This window comes from Gardnerella sp. c17Ua_118, assembly GCF_055804255.1.
This window is the reverse complement of the sequence record NZ_JANUYT010000001.1, coordinates 1,106,636-1,123,314: the sequence shown is the minus strand read 5'-3', so window position 1 is coordinate 1,123,314 and position 16,679 is coordinate 1,106,636. Positions and strand designations below refer to the sequence as shown.

At 46.5% G+C, this 16,679-nt stretch carries 11 protein-coding genes and 1 tRNA gene; 7 read left to right on the top strand and 5 right to left on the bottom strand.

Annotated features, from left to right (window positions below):
• The 5 genes from NYP69_RS04400 (at position 1) to nagA (ending at position 6,355) form a co-directional block, all read left to right on the top strand.
• The gene (locus NYP69_RS04400; RefSeq protein ID WP_004132421.1) at positions 1-2,025 is read left to right on the top strand and encodes a dipeptide/oligopeptide/nickel ABC transporter permease/ATP-binding protein; all 2,025 of its coding nucleotides are present in this window, start codon (positions 1-3) and stop codon (positions 2,023-2,025) included.
• Complete coding sequence (locus NYP69_RS04395; RefSeq protein ID WP_016635891.1) at positions 2,022-2,882, top strand: ABC transporter ATP-binding protein; 861 nt, start codon at positions 2,022-2,024, stop codon at positions 2,880-2,882. Before NYP69_RS04400 ends, NYP69_RS04395 begins: the two co-directional genes overlap by 4 nt.
• A gap of 178 nt (positions 2,883-3,060) precedes the next feature.
• Positions 3,061-4,020 carry a dihydrodipicolinate synthase family protein gene (locus NYP69_RS04390; protein ID WP_421778714.1) on the top strand — a complete coding sequence of 320 codons (960 nt, stop codon included), beginning with the start codon at positions 3,061-3,063 and terminating at the stop codon, positions 4,018-4,020.
• Between the two features lie 193 nt (positions 4,021-4,213).
• The gene (nagB, locus tag NYP69_RS04385; protein ID WP_473412976.1) at positions 4,214-5,026 is read left to right on the top strand and encodes a glucosamine-6-phosphate deaminase; all 813 of its coding nucleotides are present in this window, start codon (positions 4,214-4,216) and stop codon (positions 5,024-5,026) included.
• A 69-nt stretch (positions 5,027-5,095) separates the two neighbouring features.
• Positions 5,096-6,355, top strand: a complete 1,260-nt coding sequence (nagA, locus tag NYP69_RS04380) for an N-acetylglucosamine-6-phosphate deacetylase (protein WP_473412975.1) — start codon at positions 5,096-5,098, stop codon at positions 6,353-6,355.
• Positions 6,356-6,462: 107 nt separating this feature from the next.
• Here nagA and NYP69_RS04375 read toward each other — a convergent pair whose 3' ends face one another.
• The 4 genes from NYP69_RS04375 to tgt all read right to left on the bottom strand — a co-directional run bounded on the left by NYP69_RS04375 (position 6,463) and on the right by tgt (position 11,928).
• Positions 6,463-7,254, bottom strand: a complete 792-nt coding sequence (locus NYP69_RS04375) for a FadR/GntR family transcriptional regulator (RefSeq protein ID WP_016636256.1) — start codon at positions 7,252-7,254, stop codon at positions 6,463-6,465.
• Entirely contained in the window at positions 7,238-9,961 is a 2,724-nt protein-coding gene (locus NYP69_RS04370) for a sialidase family protein (RefSeq protein WP_473412974.1), read from the bottom strand. The genes NYP69_RS04375 and NYP69_RS04370 overlap by 17 nt, the downstream gene beginning before the upstream one ends.
• A 180-nt stretch (positions 9,962-10,141) precedes the next feature.
• Positions 10,142-10,224 (bottom strand) — tRNA-Leu (locus NYP69_RS04365).
• Between the two features lie 366 nt (positions 10,225-10,590).
• A complete protein-coding gene (tgt, locus tag NYP69_RS04360) occupies positions 10,591-11,928 on the bottom strand; it encodes a tRNA guanosine(34) transglycosylase Tgt (protein WP_473412973.1) in 1,338 nt (445 codons plus the stop codon).
• 293 nt (positions 11,929-12,221) lie between these two features.
• Here tgt and NYP69_RS04355 point away from each other — a divergent pair, with 293 nt between their 5' ends.
• Together NYP69_RS04355 and NYP69_RS04350 are read left to right on the top strand one after the other, a co-directional pair.
• Positions 12,222-14,114 carry a S1C family serine protease gene (locus NYP69_RS04355; RefSeq protein WP_473412972.1) on the top strand — a complete coding sequence of 631 codons (1,893 nt, stop codon included), beginning with the start codon at positions 12,222-12,224 and terminating at the stop codon, positions 14,112-14,114.
• Between the two features lie 9 nt (positions 14,115-14,123).
• Positions 14,124-14,834: a nitroreductase family protein gene (locus NYP69_RS04350; RefSeq protein WP_473412971.1), complete on the top strand. Its 711-nt coding sequence runs from the start codon at positions 14,124-14,126 to the stop codon at positions 14,832-14,834.
• Positions 14,835-14,913: 79 nt separating this feature from the next.
• Here the strand turns inward: NYP69_RS04350 and NYP69_RS04345 are convergent, their stop codons facing one another.
• Positions 14,914-16,647 carry an ABC transporter ATP-binding protein gene (locus tag NYP69_RS04345; RefSeq protein ID WP_128813910.1) on the bottom strand — a complete coding sequence of 578 codons (1,734 nt, stop codon included), beginning with the start codon at positions 16,645-16,647 and terminating at the stop codon, positions 14,914-14,916.
• Positions 16,648-16,679 lie beyond the last annotated feature (32 nt).

The following is a 16,679-nucleotide window of genomic DNA, read 5'->3' as shown; positions in this document are numbered from 1 at the left end:
ATGCTATTTGGAAAAAGTCAGGTAGTAGATGCCGCATCTAAGCCAGGCATCAAATTTAACAGATTTAAGAGCATGAGCTTAGGCTCTAAGATCTCGCTTATTGTGATTGCAATATTGGCGTTCTGCGCAGTATTCGCGCGATTCCTAGCGCCATGCGACCCAGTAAAGATTACGCAAAACTATCAGCCGCCAACAGGAGCGCACTGGTTTGGCACCGATAACCTTGGTAGAGACGTGTTCTCGCGCGTTATGTACGGCGCTCGCTACTCGCTGGTAATCGGCTTGTCGTCTGTGCTCTTTGCTTTGGTAATGGGCGCAATAATCGGCGCAATCGCAGCTGTGAGCCGCACTTGGATATCTGAGCTTATAATGCGATTGATTGATATAGTAATGTCTATCCCAGGAATCGCATTAGCGGCTGTGTGCCTTGCAATTCTTGGACAATCCATGATTGGTATCATCATTTCCATTGGTGTGCTTTACGTTCCACAAATCGCAAGAATTGTGCGAGCAAATATAATAAGCGAATATGGAAAAGACTACGTGCGTGCAGTAATCGTTTCTGGCGCTCGCGCACCTTGGATTTTGCTCAAGCATGTAACGCGTAATATTGCAGCTCCAGTTATGGTGTTCACAACGCTTTCTGTTGCAGACGCAATCGTGTTCGAGGCTTCTCTTAGCTTTATCAACGCTGGTATTCCAGAGCCAACTCCAACATGGGGCAACATTTTGTCTTCTGCTAAAGCGGGCGTTATCTTTGGATACTGGTGGCAGGCACTGTTCCCAGGCTTAGCAATCATGATTACCGTTTTGTGCCTTAACATTCTTTCTGAGGGAATTACGGATGCAATGGTTGCAGCTCCAACCGCTCCAGTAGCTAAGACTGCTGCAGATGCGGATGCGGCTCGCAAGGAAGACAGGATTCTTACTGACCCAGTGGCAGCTTACAAGGAGCAGCACGACGCTTTGGTTGAGTCTTTGGCAAAGCTTCGCGAGGCCGAGTTAAAGCGTACGGATCGCTTGCAACCAACGTCTACGGAGCCTCCAGTTATTGAGGTTAAAGACTTGTGCATTCAGTTCCCACGCTACGGCAGCGTAAACGTTGTGGATCACTTGAGCTTCTCTGTTCGCCCAGGCGAAACAATGGGCTTGGTTGGCGAATCTGGTTGCGGTAAGTCAATCACTTCGCTTGCGATTATGGGCTTGCTTGATCCAAAAGCTAAGATTAGTGGACAAATCCTCTTTAATGGCAAGGATCTTGTAAAGCTTAGCCCAAAGGAGCACAATGCTTTGCGCGGTCACGAGATTGCAATGGTTTACCAAGACGCGTTGTCTTCCTTAAACCCATCAATGCTTATTAAAGCGCAGATGAAGCAGCTAACTTCTAGAGGTGGTACTCGTAGCGCCGAAGAGTTGCTGGAGCTTGTAGGCTTGGATCCAAAGCGTACGCTTGAATCCTACCCGCACGAGCTTTCTGGCGGCCAGCGTCAGCGCGTGTTGATTGCAATGGCACTTACGCGAGATCCAAAGTTGATAATCGCAGATGAGCCAACAACCGCTTTGGACGTTACTGTTCAAAAGCAGGTAATTGACCTTCTTAACGAATTGCGCGAAAAGCTTGGATTCGCAATGGTGTTTGTAAGCCACGATTTGGCTCTTGTTGCAAAGGTTGCGCACTCGATTACCGTAATGTACGCAGGCCAGGTTGTTGAGCAAGGCTCCACTAAGGAAATCCTCACCGATCCACATCATGAGTACACGCGCGGCTTGCTTGGCTCCGTAACTTCCATTGAGGCTGGTGCTCCAAGATTGCACCAGGTTCCAGGAACGGTTCCAAGCCCATCCGACTTCCCTAAGGGAGATCGATTTGCTCCGCGTTCTTCTCATCCAGATCAAGGACTTGACGTGCGCCCAGTAATGAAGCGCATTCCAGGAACGTGGCACTTCTACGCTGCGCCTCCAGAGCCAGAATCGGATGTGCCTTCCGCAATTTTGACCAACTCCGATAAAGGAGATGTGCGATGAACATGAATGTTAACGAAACAAACAAAACTCAAAGCGAAAATGGCGATGTTCCAATCATCGAGCTGCGCGACGCCGAAGTGGTGTTCACTACTCGAGCAGGATCTGGCTTATTCCATAAGAACAAGATTACGGCCGTAAACAAGGTGAATCTTAAGCTTATGCCAGGCAAGACGATTGGTATTGTTGGCGAATCTGGTTGCGGAAAGTCTACTACTGCAAACATTATGTGCGGTCTTCAGCAAGTAACAAGCGGCAAGGTTTTGTTCAAAGGTCAAGACGTTACGCATAGAACTGCAAAAGAGCGCATGGATATTGGACGCGTGGTTTCCGTTGTGTTCCAGGATCCAGCAATGGCTTTGAATGCGCGCATGAGTGTGATTGATCAGTTGATTGACCCGCTTGTTGTGCACAAGATTGGAAGCAAAGCTGAGCGCGATGCTAGAGCCAAGGAGCTAATCCGAATGGTTGGTTTGCCTCATTCTGTTCTTGGCGCTTTGCCAGGTCAGCTTTCTGGCGGCCAGCGTCAGCGCGTGGCAATCGCTCGTGCGCTTTCGCTTAATCCAGATGCAATAATCGCAGATGAGCCAACTTCCGCTTTGGATGTTTCTGTGCGTGCTCAGATTTTGAATCTTCTTTCCGACTTAAAGAAGAAACTGAATCTTTCAATGGTGTTTATTAGCCACGATATTCAAACAATCCGATACATATCCGACGAAGTTGTTGTTATGAATCACGGAACGATTGTTGAGCGCGGCGAAACTCACCAAGTGATTAACAATCCGCAGGATGCGTACACAAAGATTTTGATGGGCGCAGCTCCTTCGCTTTTGCACCCAACGGAAGAAGAGTGCAAGTAGTGTGAGCAGTGCGAGCAAGCGCTAGTCGTTAGTCGTTAGTCGCTAGCTTGAATGCGCGGGCGGTCTGTTAAGACCTTGCAGTAAATCCATGCAGGCCGCCCATTAATTGCAAAATCTAAAGTCATAAGTCATAAATCAATAAGTCATAAATAATAAAAAATACGAAAGAAGTTTAATCATGACAGAAAAATTCCACGGTGTTATTCCACCAGTAGTTACGCCATTAACGGCAGACGGCGAAGTAGACGTTGTTAGCTTTGAGCGTTCACTTAACCGCATGATTGAGGCAGGCGTAGATGGCCTGTTTACACTTGGATCTTCTGGCGAAGTGGCATTTAGCACAGATAAGCGCCGCCGCGAAATCATTGAAACCGTAATGCGCATTGTTGACGGCCGCGTGCCAGTGCTGGTTGGCTGCATCGATACGGAAACAAACCGCGTTATTGAGCACGCAAAAGAAGCCAAGGAGCTTGGAGCATCTGCAATCGTTGCAACAGCGCCATTCTACGCACTCGGCGGCATGGCAGAAGTTGAGCGCCACTTCCGTCTTATTCACGAAGCTGTTCCAGATTTGCCTCTGTTTGCTTACGATATTCCAGTTTGCGTGCACACAAAGCTTCCAGGTGGTTTGCTTGTAAAGCTTGGTAAAGATGGCGTGCTTGCAGGCGTTAAGGATTCTTCCAACGACGACGTGTCGTTCAGGTTCCTTGTAGACGACAACAATAAGGCTGGTCACCCATTGACTTTGCTTACGGGTCAAGAGGTTGTTGTTGATGGCGCATACATGGCTGGCGCAGACGGTTCTGTTCCAGGACTTGCAAACGTTGAGGCCACTGGTTACGTGCGCATGTGGAAGGCTGCTCAGGCTGGCGATTGGGCAACGGTTAAGAAGGAGCAGGATTGGCTTGCTGCTTTGATGCGAATTGTTACTGTTCCTAGCGGAGTGGCTGGCTTTGGCGCTGGCGTTGGAGCGTTTAAGACCGCAATGGCGTTGCTCGGCGTGTTTGACACAAATCAGATGCCAGATCCAGTTTGCCCACTTAAGGGAGAAAACGTTGAAGCTGTGGCTGGCGTTCTTAAGGAAGTTGGCTTGACTTTGGCAAAGACTCCGCAAGAAGTGAGCGATTCCACAAAGTAACGTCTTAAGCGTGTGTCTTAAGTAAAAAATCAAATAATCTAATAGCCTTTTACCGATGGTGCATAGTAAGTAAATAGCGTTGCGGTGTGCGTTAATTCGTATGCCGCAATGCTAATAATTGCTAATAATTACTGATTAATGTTGCTTAAAAATTGCTAATTATGCTAATTAAAGCTTTAAAGGAGAAGCAAAGATGGCAGAAGTTATTATTGTAAAAGATCAAGATGAAGCTGGCGAGCTTTACGCAAAAGCAGTTGTAGATTTGATAAGTCGCAAGCCAGACGCAGTGCTTGGCTTAGCTACGGGATCTAGCCCATTAAAGGCCTACGAGCATCTTGCAAAGCTTGTTAAAGAAGATAATGTTGACGTAAGTCGCGTGCGCGGATTTGCACTTGACGAATACATTGGATTGCCATTAGAGCACGAGCAGTCTTACCACAGCACAATTCGCAGAACCGTAACAGACTTAATCGGCCTAAACCCAGATTTAGTGCACGTTCCAGGAGATGTTCTTAACGGAGCTCCATTAAGCGAAGGCAGCAAGATCGCGCACGCTGGAGCAGACTACGATGCTGCTATTGCGGCCGCTGGTGGAATAGACGTGCAAATCTTGGGAATTGGCTCCGATGGCCACGTTGGATTCAATGAGCCAGGCTCTTCGCTTGCGTCTGGAACGCGCGTTAAAACACTAACCGAGCAGACTCGCGTAGATAATCGCAGATTCTTCGACGGAGATATTAACCAAGTTCCAACTCATTGCATAACGCAAGGAATTGGAACGATTTTGCGCGCTAAGCATCTTGTTCTTCTTGCGTTTGGCTCAAATAAGGCAGACGCAGTGGCAGCAACGTTAGAAGGCGGAGTAAGCTCGCTATGCCCAGCTTCCGCGCTTCAAATGCATCCGCACGCAACTGTGATTGTAGACGAAGACGCAGCAAGCAAACTTAAGCTTGCTGACTACTATCGCTGGGTGTACGCAAATAAGCCATCTTGGCAGGGAATCTGATACTCAAGTCTAAAATTAAGTAACGTATTCAAAAGCACAAACTTCAAAAGCACAATGTAGGTGAGTGAAATGTCAAAAAATGCATATTTAGATGCCGTAAATAAGATTGATGATTCACTAAAATCAAGTGAGGGACGCAATTTTGTAGTGCGCAACGTGAGTGTTGTAGACGCGCGCGGAATTGTTCCTAACGCTTGGATTTTGGTTAAAGATGGCGTGATTCTAGAAACTGGCATTTTAGACGAAGACCTTGCGCTTGCGATTAATGCTTGCGGATTGCGCGCATCTGACTTAAGTGTTGTAGACGGGCGCGGCTGCTTTGCTGCGCCAGGCTACATTGATTTGCACGCCCACGGTGCCTGGGAGCATTCGTTTGACGACGGCGCCGAAGGGATTGCCATTGCACGCGCGTATCACATGCTTCACGGAACAACTAGGCAAGTTCTTAGCTTGATTACAAATCCTCTCGACGTAATGCAAGAGAATTTGCGTACTGTTAAGCGTGTTATGCAAACGCGACCAGATGTGCTTGGGTCTCACTTGGAGGGTCCGTTCTTGGCGCTTTCTAGAAAAGGCGCGCACGACCCTAATTGCCTAGTGGACCCTACTCCCGAGCGCGTTGAGGCGCTGCTTGAGGCGGCGGATGGCACTTTGCGCCAGATTACTTTGGCTCCAGAGCGCGCGCACGGCATGGAAGCTATTAAGCGTTTTGTAGAAGCTGGAGTGATTCCAGCAGTGGGGCATTGCGATGCGGATTATCAAACAGCGCGCGCAGCTTTTAACGCTGGCTCTACGCTTATGACTCACATGTTTAACGCTATGAACGGCATTCATCACCGCAAGCCAGGCCCAATTCCTGCAGCCTTGGAGGATTCGCGCGTAACGATTGAGCTTATTAACGACGGCTTCCACGTTGAAAACCCAGTTTTGCGAATGGCGTTTAAGGCAGCGGTTGGAAGGATTGCGTTTGTAACGGATGCTATGGCTGCAACGGGATGCGCAGATGGCGCTTATAAGCTTGGCGCTTTAGACGTTACTGTTACGGGCGGCCATGCAAGGCTTGTTTCTAATGGCGCTATTGCGGGATCTACTTTGATCCTAGAAGTTGCTATTAAGCGCGCTGTTAAAGAGCTTGGAATCGGATTGCCAGAGGCGATTGCTGCTGCGACTATTGTTCCTGCTCGCGCGCTTGGAGTAGATAAGCCGAATGCTATAACTAGTGCTCCTTTGGGCTTAGTTGAAAAGGGGTATGCAGCCGATTTGCTTTTGCTTAATCCAGGAACTTTGGCGGTTGAGCACGTTTGGTGCGACGGCCATAAAATTTCGTAACGTAAATCGTATCGTTGCGATTAATCGTGATGCTGTAGTACTCAGGCATCACCATTGAAGATGAAAGAACCGCTCTCGTTTAGTTAGGGAGCGGTTCTTCCATTTATTTAGTGCTTTTGCAGTCTATTGAGCAAAATCGACTGAATAGGCTCGTAATGGTCGTTTACAGCTTGCCTATATCCGTCTGCGTCTCCCGCAATAGCCGTTTTTAGCATAAGCTCGTGCGCTCTAGCGGTTTTTTCAAGCTCGTCCGAAACTTCCAGCCCCAATTGTGGCAAAACAGCCATATGCACAAGCCACAAGCATCGCACGAATTGCTCTGCAATCGTATTGTTTACCGCGCGCAAAATGCCCGTGTGGAAAGCAATGTCTTGTTCCAAGAACGTTTTTCCAGCATGCGCTTCTTTAGTCATTATTTCCGAAAGCGCTTCCAGCTCTGGATGCTGCGTTCCCTTAAGTGACTCAACCACCTTATCCGCGCATCCAAGGTCTAGGAATTTTCGCATTTCTACAACATTATTCAAGTCTTCAAAATTCTTATTAATGGAGATTAAGGATCGAAAAGCGAGTGTTTCCACCATTGGGTCCAAAGATAGCGAGCCAACAAACATGCCTTTTCCTTGCTTAACTTCCACAATGTTAAGTGCTTCCAGCTTGCGAATCGCCTCGCGCACTGATGACCTTGATGCGCCAATCAAATTGCATAGCATTGGCTCAGTTGGCAGCATGTCTTTTGGTTGCAAGCGTTCTCTTAAAATAAGCGATCTGATTGCGTCCATTGTTTCATCGCAGCGCTTTCTTGCTGCGATTGGAGCGGAGTTAGAGCTTGCTTGCAATAACGATAAGCGGTCTAGTGTTGTCATCTCATCGTCTTCGCGGCTGCTAAATGTCTCTTCCATTTTGGCTCCTTTCAGTTCGCTTGAGTCTTCTCTCTTTTATATCTTCCATTTTTTTGTTTTTGTGTACTTTGTTTGTGTGTACTTTGTTTTTGAAACCTGTGTGCAAACTATCTTGCTGCCAAAGCGAGGAATCTATTGTTGTTATATAAATTCCAGTAGTCTCTCTTTCCCACATTAGTTGCAAAGTTCGTTTATTGCTAGAGCTAAGGCATTGATAAACGTGATGGAACGGGTTTATGCACACGCTTTTTGCCCATGTTTTTCCGCCGTCGTAGCTAAATCGCACAACTCCGCGACCGCGGTATGGCATCATTTGGCTTGCGTTTGCAAACGCTATGCAGTCGGCGTTTTGTGCGTTTCCATCGTTTTCGCTGCTAAAGCAGGTTGCGCTCGGCTGGCTGAATATTTCGGGCAAGCTTGTGTCAAAAATCAGCTCGCTCCACGTTTCTCCACAATCGTGACTAATGGCTTTGCCTACGCATCCCGAACGATTTTGATTGCGGAAGAATGCTAGAATATCGCCATTTTTGCGTTCAACAAACACGGTTTCGGAGCTTGTTGCATCGTCGTCTTGTATTGTTTCAGGGTCTACGATTTTTCCGTTGATTAATCGCCCTTCGTTAATCATTTTGCCTCGGCTCCACGTTTTGCCGTCGTCATCCGAAATAAGTGCTCCCGAAGAATAGTGCGATTTGCTTTGGCCGCTGCAATAGAATGGCACGAGTATTCTGCCGTAATGTTTCTCGTTTTGTCTAATAACAATTCCGTTCCCTGGGCACACTCCCGCAAAGCTCATCCACGGCTCCTTAACCATGTGGTCGATTAAGCGTGGCGCGCTCCATGTTTTGCCGTCGTCGTCCGAATAGATTTGCGCTATATAACACGTTTTTTCGGCAAATAATGGCTGACTTTCGCTTGCAATTTCTGGCGATTTCCATATGTTCCACGTGGAACAGTCGCAAGTTTGGTTACTGTGCGAGTTGATTTTTGAATCGTCATTCAAATCGTCATTCAAATCGCTATTTTTTATACTTCCGTCTGGGAAAACTAGCCACTTTGTTGCGCATTCTTTTTCGCTAGAATTGCATGGCAATTTTACGGCCGCACTTGCGTCCATTGCCGCCGCGTACTTGCCGCCTAAGCGGTCTATAAGCTTGATTCTTCCGCATTCGTCTACGCCTACATCGGTTTTGCAATTTGTTAGCCCAATTCCGCCAGGATTAATGTCGATTAATACGTTAATTCTTTCGCTTTTGCCTTCTGGGTCTAAAACAGGGCAGGAGTCGATTGCGCTAGCGCCTAGCTTTCCAAGGTTTTTGCCAGGCATGTCGATCACCGTTTGCAAAGGATCCCACGTTTTTCCGCCGTCTGTAGACCTGCGAATCACAAAGTTTATGTGGTTTGGAGCGTCGTTTGAAACGCTAGTTCGCTGGTCTGCTCCTGCGATTAGCGTTCCCATGTGCGTTTTTACAAGCGACGGTATTCTGTAGCTGCGAGAGCCCGCATATCCCGTGTCAAATAGTGCAGTTGTTACAAGTGGCTTTACTCTTGATATTCTTTGGATTTGGCCTTCGGTTAGTGCGCTAAAGTAGATTCCGCCTGTTCTAGCTTCGCCCATTAATCGCACTCCGCGCAAGTCTTCGCCAATGCTTACGGCGTCTAATTCTGGTATGTTTGCAAACCAGAATTGTCCTATGTTGTGCGACTGGCTGTATCCGTCTACGTAAATGTCGGTTGCTCCGCGATTTGCGCGAATAATCAAGTTGTGCCATTCTCCGTCGTCCACGCTTGCGGCTGCTTCGATTACGCTTTTTACGCACGTTTCGTCGTCGATTAGCGTGATTTTTATGCCTTCTGGCCCTGCATACACGCTTATTTTTTCGCTAGATTCTAGATTAGTTTTTGTTCCAGCAGTTCCAGCAGTTCCAGCAGCAAAAAGCACTCCGTGTTGGCCAGGGCCTCGCAATCTAAATTGAATGTGCAAAGTTCCGCTCGACTTGCAAGATACGCGTTTTATGTCTCTTGCGCAAATCGTAGGTCCTGCAAACCATATGTCTGGCTGTGCCTGTGTGGCCGAATTTGCGATTTCTTCTGGATTTGGCAAGTGGTTTGAGTAGTAAAAGTCGTAGATTTGCGAAGATTCTGCCTGCGCTGCACACACTTCGGCCGCTTTTTCGCTCACTCTTTGCGGCCCAAGATTCGTTGCGCTCGCAAAGCATTGGTATCCGTCTAAATAGAATCGGCTTCCAAAACTGCCGTACGTTATTGCAAAATCGTGTTCGCGCCCATCGCATGCGCCTAGCGCATCTTCCATGTGTAGCGCAATTTCTTTCGCACCGTTTGCGTCGGCGCTATCTTCTAAAAGATTTTGCGCAACAAGTAGTGGAGCATCTTCTTTAATACTTATTTTTATTATTGGAGTTGCGTCCTCTTGTAGTGCGGTTGCTGGTGATTTTTGTGCTGGCTTAATATGCAATAAATCACAATCCGTATTTGCTACAAATTTGAACCTTATTATTCCTTCGTTCTGATTTATTCCATCGTTTTTATCTTTACGATTGATGCTCGATGTGTTTTCGCTATATTCTTTGATTTCGCTAGATGGTGTAATTTTTATTGTGGCATGGCTAAATCGCGTATGCGTCGAACCCTCGATATCCGCGATATCTTCAATAAGGCTCGTCGTCTTCGTTGAACGACGTTCCATTTTAGTCCTCCATGACCGTAAAAATTAAAACCGCTATGTTTTAACACGTCTGACGTCTTATGACGTTCACTATTTAGTCTATCACATATTTTTAATCAAATGCACAATTGTTGCACATTACGTTGCAAAATGATGCTATAAAACAAGAAAGAACGTTGAAAAATCAACGTTCTTAAAGAGTGCGAACGGCGGGACTTGAACCCGCATGAGCATACACTCACTGCCACCTGAAGACAGCGCGTCTACCATTCCGCCACGTTCGCATACAAACCACAAAGCTACCATATTTGCGCTCTTTTAGCAAATATTGACACTTGTGTGTTTATGCAATTTGATCAAATGGCATCACTCAGCAAGGTAGAGATTCGAGATTTTTCGCCCTGAATGAGATGTTTCGCTCGCGCGGTCTAAGCGCGCGAGCGTCTTCGCCGCACGTAAAGTCCACTGGACTTTACGTTTGAGCGGCTCAGCGAATCGAAGTGCATTCGCGCGCTACGCTATTCCTCACGGCTATTAGTAGCCGTTCGGCTGATTTGGCATGTAAAGTCCACTGGACTTTACATTTGAGCCAAATCACGCTTTGAAGGAGCTTGAAATGCGTTATGCAATTTCAAGCTCAGTCAAAGCGCTCATGCAAGTCGATTCGCGCGAGACCCATTCTCATAATAATGGGCTAACGATTCATCTCTGAATTCTTCAAAGTAACCGCCGTCAATCGACGCGCGAATGTCGTCTAGAAGTTTAACAAAGAATCGCTCGTTGTGAATAGTAGCAAGCGTGTATCCGTTCATCTCTTTAGCGCGCAGCAAATGGCTAACATACATGCGCGAATAATGCGTGCAAGTGTAGCAATCGCAGCCAGCTTCAAGTGGCCCCTGGTCGTGCTTAAATTCCGCGCGCTTTACGTTGTAGCGTCCGTGGCGGGTAAAAATCGCGCCGTTTCTGCCGCATCGCGCAGGGGCAACGCAATCAAACGTATCGCCTCCGTTTTCTACGCAAGCAAAAATGTCGTCAACTGCTGCGATTCCAAGCACGTGGCGAGGGCGATTTTCTGGCATAGCATCGCAAATCCAAGCGCAAGTATCTCCAATAATGCGCTTTTCAATCGCTCCGCCAATTCCAACGCCGTCAAAGTCGAGCGAAGCAATCTGCTGCGCCGCGCGCCTACGCAAATCCTCGTAATTTGCGCCTTGAACAACGCCATACAAAGCCTGATACGGCTTTCCTAATCGCGCCTCGGTCAATCGCTTGTGTTCTTCAACGCAACGCTTAGCCCATCGGAAAGTGCGCTCAACAGACTCCTCCTGGTAGCGGCGAGTGTTCATAAGCGTTGTAAGCTCGTCGAAAGCAAACATAATATCCGCTCCAAGCTTGTGCTGAATCCCCATTGAGATTTCTGCGCTGAATCGGTGAATCGAGCCGTTTAGAGGAGACTTAAAAGTAACGCCATCTTCGTCAACGAATGCCATGCGCTCTTTGCCAGCTGCGATTACGTCGTCGGACTTCATGCCAGTAACGTCCATTGCAAGCGTCTTTTTGAATCCCGCTCCAAGCGAAAGCACTTGGAATCCGCCAGAATCCGTAAAAGTTGGACCATCCCAGTTCATAAACTTTGCAAGACCGCCAGCTTCGTCTAAAATGTCTTCGCCAGGGCGCTCATACAAGTGGAATGCGTTAGAAAGCATGCATTGGCCGCCCAAGTCTTTGATTGATTCTGGTAGCACGGCCTTCATTGCACCTTGTGTTGCAACTGGCACAAACGCAGGCGTGCAAATATCTCCATGAGGCGTGCGAATCACGCCAGTGCGGCCGTATCTGGCTCCATCTTTTCCCTTGCCGTCTGCCGCATTTTCTAAACGTGTTTTTGTTGTAAACGAGAATTCGCTGCGATCTCCCGGCTTACCAGGCTCTGCTCCGCGTGGGTGTTCAATAAGATTAGTCATACCTTTTACTCTATTAGAAGGCATGACGATACGCGCATAAGTTGCGGCATTGCGCGCGGAAAAGTCGCAAGCAGCCGTTCGTTAAATTTTACGTGTTTTTATAATTTTTATAAAAATAGTTAGCTAATTTATGGGTTATATGTGGTATTTATACGGCATTTATACTACTAAATATTCAGGTAATTTTAAGAGCGGCACGTTTAACTCGTATTGTAAGCGCAAAATTGTGTAAAAATTGCACATTAATTGCATATTAGCTTGTATGAATTTGTGTAATCAGATTAGAGTATGCTTTGTAAAAGATTTAAGGAGGATTAATGGCTGACGATATTTACGATTCTAAGGCCTACGATTCTAGTGAAGAGCATAATGGCAATGCTTCACAAGGCCAATCGGAGCCAACGAGCGCGCAGGAAAATCATGTGGAGCCAGAGCAGATTTATAGACCAGCTCCAGAATACGGAGCGTATGGCCCTGTAGACGCGAGTGATGCAAATAATGGTGATGCAAATAAAAATAGCTGTGATTCTAATCATTCTGTCGAATCGTTGCAAAATCAAGAGCAAATTGGCGCGAATGGTGCAAGTGTAGCGAATAGCGCAAATAGCCGTGATTATGCAAATTCAGAATACGGAAACGGTTTAGATAACCCATTTTTGCCATATGGCGATCCATATAATACAAATGGCGAGCAAAAGCGAACTAGATTCGGCAATCCTTACGATTTAAGCGATGACAATAGCGCAGATAGTAGTGTGGATAGTATCGATGACAATAGCGCGGATAATAGCGCGGAAAGTCAGCCTGCTGAAGCGCCAAATCAAGCGCTAAATCAAGCGCCAGGCCAAATGCTAAGCCAAACTCCAAATGTGGTTTATAAAAAGCGCGGGTTTAAGGCGGAATATAAAGAAAACTCAACAATAATGGTGGCAATTGTGTCGTCCATTATTTCTGCAATTGTGTGCGTTGTTGTAATGGCGTTTGTTCTTACTCAAGGCTTGATTCCTATTCCAGGCGCGGGAACACTTGCAGATGTGGGTGCGCAAAGTCCTTCAAAAGGAACAGCCGTAGTAAAAGGCGGTCAGTCTCCCGATTGGCGCTCGGTTGCTAAAAACGTTTCTGGCGGCGTTGTGTCTATTCAGGCGCGCAACAGCAAAAACATGAGCAAAGGCTCGGGTGCAATAATCGACAAGCAGGGTCACGTTGTTACAAACAACCACGTTATTGCTGGCATGCAACAGCTTCAAGTAACGCTTTCTAACGGCCAGATTTACAAGGCTAAGCTTGTTGGAACAGATAAAACAACTGATTTGGCTGTGCTTAAAGTAGACGGTTTGCCTAGCAGCATAAAGCCAGTTGATTTTGCGGATTCGGACGCGCTCGCAGTCGGCCAGCCAATAATGGCAATCGGAAATCCGCTTGGATACGACGATACTGCTACAACAGGCATTGTTTCTGCGCTTAATCGCCCAGTTTCTGTTATGGACGATCAAAGTCGTTCGGAAATCGTTACAAATGCTGTGCAAATTGATGCCGCAATTAATCCAGGTAATTCTGGCGGCCCAACTTTCGACGCTTCTGGGAAAGTGATTGGTATTAACTCGTCTATTGCAGCAACTTCTGCACGAGGCGGCACGGCAGGCTCTATTGGAATCGGCTTTGCTATTCCTTCTAACCTTGTTAAGCGCGTAGTAAACGAGATTATTAAGAACGGTTCTGTAAAGCACGTTGCTCTTGGAATCATGGTTAAAAGCGTAAATGTAACGCAAAATAACATTACGCGTGGCGGCGCTCAAGTGGCGTCTGTAACGCCTGGTGCTCCTGCTGCAAAGGCGGGAATGCGTGCTGGAGATACAATCGTAGCGTTTAATGGCAAGTCTGTTACAAGTAACTACTCGCTGCTTGGATTTGTGCGCGCTACCGCTTTGGGAGATAAAGCAACAATAACGGTTGTTCGTGGAAACGGAACCGTCAACTTAACTGTTAAGTTTAACCAAGAAGAAGCTGCGGTTAATGGTGCAACTCGCCAAGACCCTCGCTCGCTAAGAAAGCGCGGTAACAAGAAGCCTGATTCTTCCCAGAATAAGAGCCAAAAGGGCAGCGGCGGCGATTCTTCGGATGACGACGACGATCCTTTGGATCAGCTTCCTAGAGGCGGAGACGACGATTCCGACGACGGCGGCATTTTTGACCCATTCGGTTTCTGGTAAACTGATACCATGACTTACAAAGATTTTGGCAAACTTGCATCGGAGCGGTTTTCTGCACGCGACTTTTTAAACAAGCCGATTGAGCAAAACGTTTTAGAGTCAATATTGCACACCGCTTCGCTTGCGCCAAGCTGGAGTAACACAAGGGCTTATGCGCTTGCGATTGCGCAAGGCAGCAAAAAAGACAACATTGTAAAAGCTTATTTAGATAAGTGCAATGCAATGCTTAAAGCTAAAGATAAGAGTTTGAGTGAATCTGAGCGCGATCAGTTTGCTCAAGAGTCAGCGCCTAATGGCGACGTTCCTGTTGCAAAGCCGTACCCTAGCGACTTAAAGCAGCGAAGCGCTAAACTCGGTCTAGCGTTATATTCGCATTTAGGAATCGAAAGGCACGATTTTGCAGCCAGGAACGCCCATACGCGCAGAAATTTCGAGGCTTTTGGGGCGCCTGTTATTGGCTTTGTTTTAGCTAGACGCGACTTTATGCCGTTTGCTGCAATGGACGCTGGCCTTATGTTGCAAACGCTGTTTCTTGCTGCTAAAGATTTAGGCGTTGACTCTTGCCCGCTTGGCGTTTTGGCAACTTGGCGAGATCCGCTAGACGCGGAGTTTGATGTTCCAGAAAACATGGAGCTTTTAACTGGATTTGCGCTTGGGTATGCTAGCGATTCGCACACAAACGAGTTTAGAGCCGAGCATCCAAAGATTGAGCTGCTGTAGCGATTGTTTAGCGGCTGTTTAGCGATTATTTAGTGGTTGCTTATCGGCTGCTTAGTGATTGCTAAACAACCGCTTTTGCCTATTTTATGTGTGCTTTGCGCTCGTAAATAGTGGCAGTGCTTTCCCAAACAAGAGCTTTCCAAGACGTTTTAACGTTGGAAACAGCATGCGCTTTGTAATGCGAAATGTTGTAGTTTAATGCCAAGAAGTAGTACCACGGCTGGCTGGATTCGCTAACAAAAAACTCTGGCTCGCCTTTTGCAGCGCACGCTGCCAACTCTTTTTCTTGCTGTTTTGCGCTAGAACTTTCGTTTGTTATAAAAGTCTTGTTTTTGTAAGCGCAGTCTATAAGATTCTTAGAAAAATAAGGATTTGCGCCCACTAAAAGCCACGAATATTGGTGAGTGTCGGCTTCTTCGTGCGAAATAACGTTTCCACTATCGTCAACCTGCTCGTAATTATGGAGCCAAGATGCTACAAAACGCTTATTTTGCAAGTGATTACTAGATATGTATTGCGCTACAGCTCTAGAAGGCGAATAGTCAAACAGAATATCGTTTACGCAAGCAAACGCGTTCCAAATTAGGCTTGGTGCAAGAATTATTGAAATTAGCACGTTGATTTTCAAAGCTTTGTTTTTTATAAATCTGAATTTAGTAGGGGCGATTTTAACAAAAATCGCAGGAATATCTTTGCTGCTAAGCGGCTCTTTTATGTGACTTATCCAAAGCACACTAAGCAAAAACACAAAGATTAGACCTGCGTGGTGAAGCGTAAAATAGCGAACAGCTACGATTGTAAGAACGAGATAAGGGATTACAAGAACCGCAAGAAGTTTTCTGCGCTTGGCGATTCTAATTGCAAATGCCCAAATCGCAAGGCTAAACAGCGTGCATATTGCAATTGGCAAAAAGTCAAAAGGCATTCTTCGCATTGAAATATCGCCATAAAAGCTTGTAAACATGCTTTCGGAAGGCATTACAAATATAAAAGCGAAGCATTTTGCGATTGTTGAATTGCCATCAATAGTTGCGCGAGTGGCGAACGCATTTTTTGCGGGCCATGCAAGAGCAAGGTTTGCAACGCCAAAAATGGCGATTAATCCCCAAGATATAAGTCGCGCCAAATTTGATGAGATTGTTGCTTTAATCGCGTGAAAAATGGCACTAAAATTAAGAGTTTTGTTACATGCTTTGCTACAGGCTTCGCTGATATTTTTGCTAAAAACTCGCCAAATCCAAGCAATTGTAAATCCTGCAGCAAACGCGATTCCATACACGCTAAGCAGGCACATAAACATAAGACTAATCGCAAGTTTGCAAGCGCTAGAAGTCTTAGAATCTGCGCTATTCCAGTAATGTGCCGCTACTAGCAAGCTTAAGCAAAGCAAAGCGTATGGTCGCGATGTAACTCCGTACTGGAAGCAAACAAAATAAGTAAACGGAATAAGAAAAGTTACAAGGCTACTTGTGTGCTTAAAAGGCGATTTAAAAATAAGCCACGCGCCAAGTAAGCTTGCACAAATCAGCTGAGTTCCCTTAATTCCAAACTCGTATGGAACGCCATTTTTGGCTGCAATTGCAAGTAAAAGATTCCAAAAAGGAGGGTGACCTTCGTAATGCGTTCTAATGCTAAAAATGCTTGCGATTGGCGAATCGCGCGCAATCAGCCAGCTTTGAGCTTCGTCAAACCAAGGTTCGTGGAAACACATTACGATTGCAATAATCGCAATGTATAGAACAAAAGCCAATAGCTGTGCCAATGTGCGCGCGTTATGTGAGCTTTGTAAATTGCGTAGCTTTAAAATCCGCATTACCATTAACTCTTAAATCCGCAATACTCTTA

What these genes read in the sequence shown, in the direction of transcription:
- nagB (WP_473412976.1), top strand. Translation starts at nt 4,214, where the DNA reads ATGGCAGAAGTTATTATTGTAAAAGATCAAGATGAAGCTGGCGAGCTT.
- NYP69_RS04375 (WP_016636256.1), bottom strand. Translation starts at nt 7,254, where the DNA reads ATGGAAGAGACATTTAGCAGCCGCGAAGACGATGAGATGACAACACTA.
- NYP69_RS04370 (WP_473412974.1), bottom strand. Translation starts at nt 9,961, where the DNA reads ATGGAACGTCGTTCAACGAAGACGACGAGCCTTATTGAAGATATCGCG.
- NYP69_RS04345 (WP_128813910.1), bottom strand. Translation starts at nt 16,647, where the DNA reads ATGCGGATTTTAAAGCTACGCAATTTACAAAGCTCACATAACGCGCGC.
- NYP69_RS04395 (WP_016635891.1), top strand. Translation starts at nt 2,022, where the DNA reads ATGAACATGAATGTTAACGAAACAAACAAAACTCAAAGCGAAAATGGC.
- NYP69_RS04355 (WP_473412972.1), top strand. Translation starts at nt 12,222, where the DNA reads ATGGCTGACGATATTTACGATTCTAAGGCCTACGATTCTAGTGAAGAG.
- NYP69_RS04400 (WP_004132421.1), top strand. Translation starts at nt 1, where the DNA reads ATGCTATTTGGAAAAAGTCAGGTAGTAGATGCCGCATCTAAGCCAGGC.
- NYP69_RS04390 (WP_421778714.1), top strand. Translation starts at nt 3,061, where the DNA reads ATGACAGAAAAATTCCACGGTGTTATTCCACCAGTAGTTACGCCATTA.
- NYP69_RS04350 (WP_473412971.1), top strand. Translation starts at nt 14,124, where the DNA reads ATGACTTACAAAGATTTTGGCAAACTTGCATCGGAGCGGTTTTCTGCA.
- tgt (WP_473412973.1), bottom strand. Translation starts at nt 11,928, where the DNA reads ATGCCTTCTAATAGAGTAAAAGGTATGACTAATCTTATTGAACACCCA.
- nagA (WP_473412975.1), top strand. Translation starts at nt 5,096, where the DNA reads ATGTCAAAAAATGCATATTTAGATGCCGTAAATAAGATTGATGATTCA.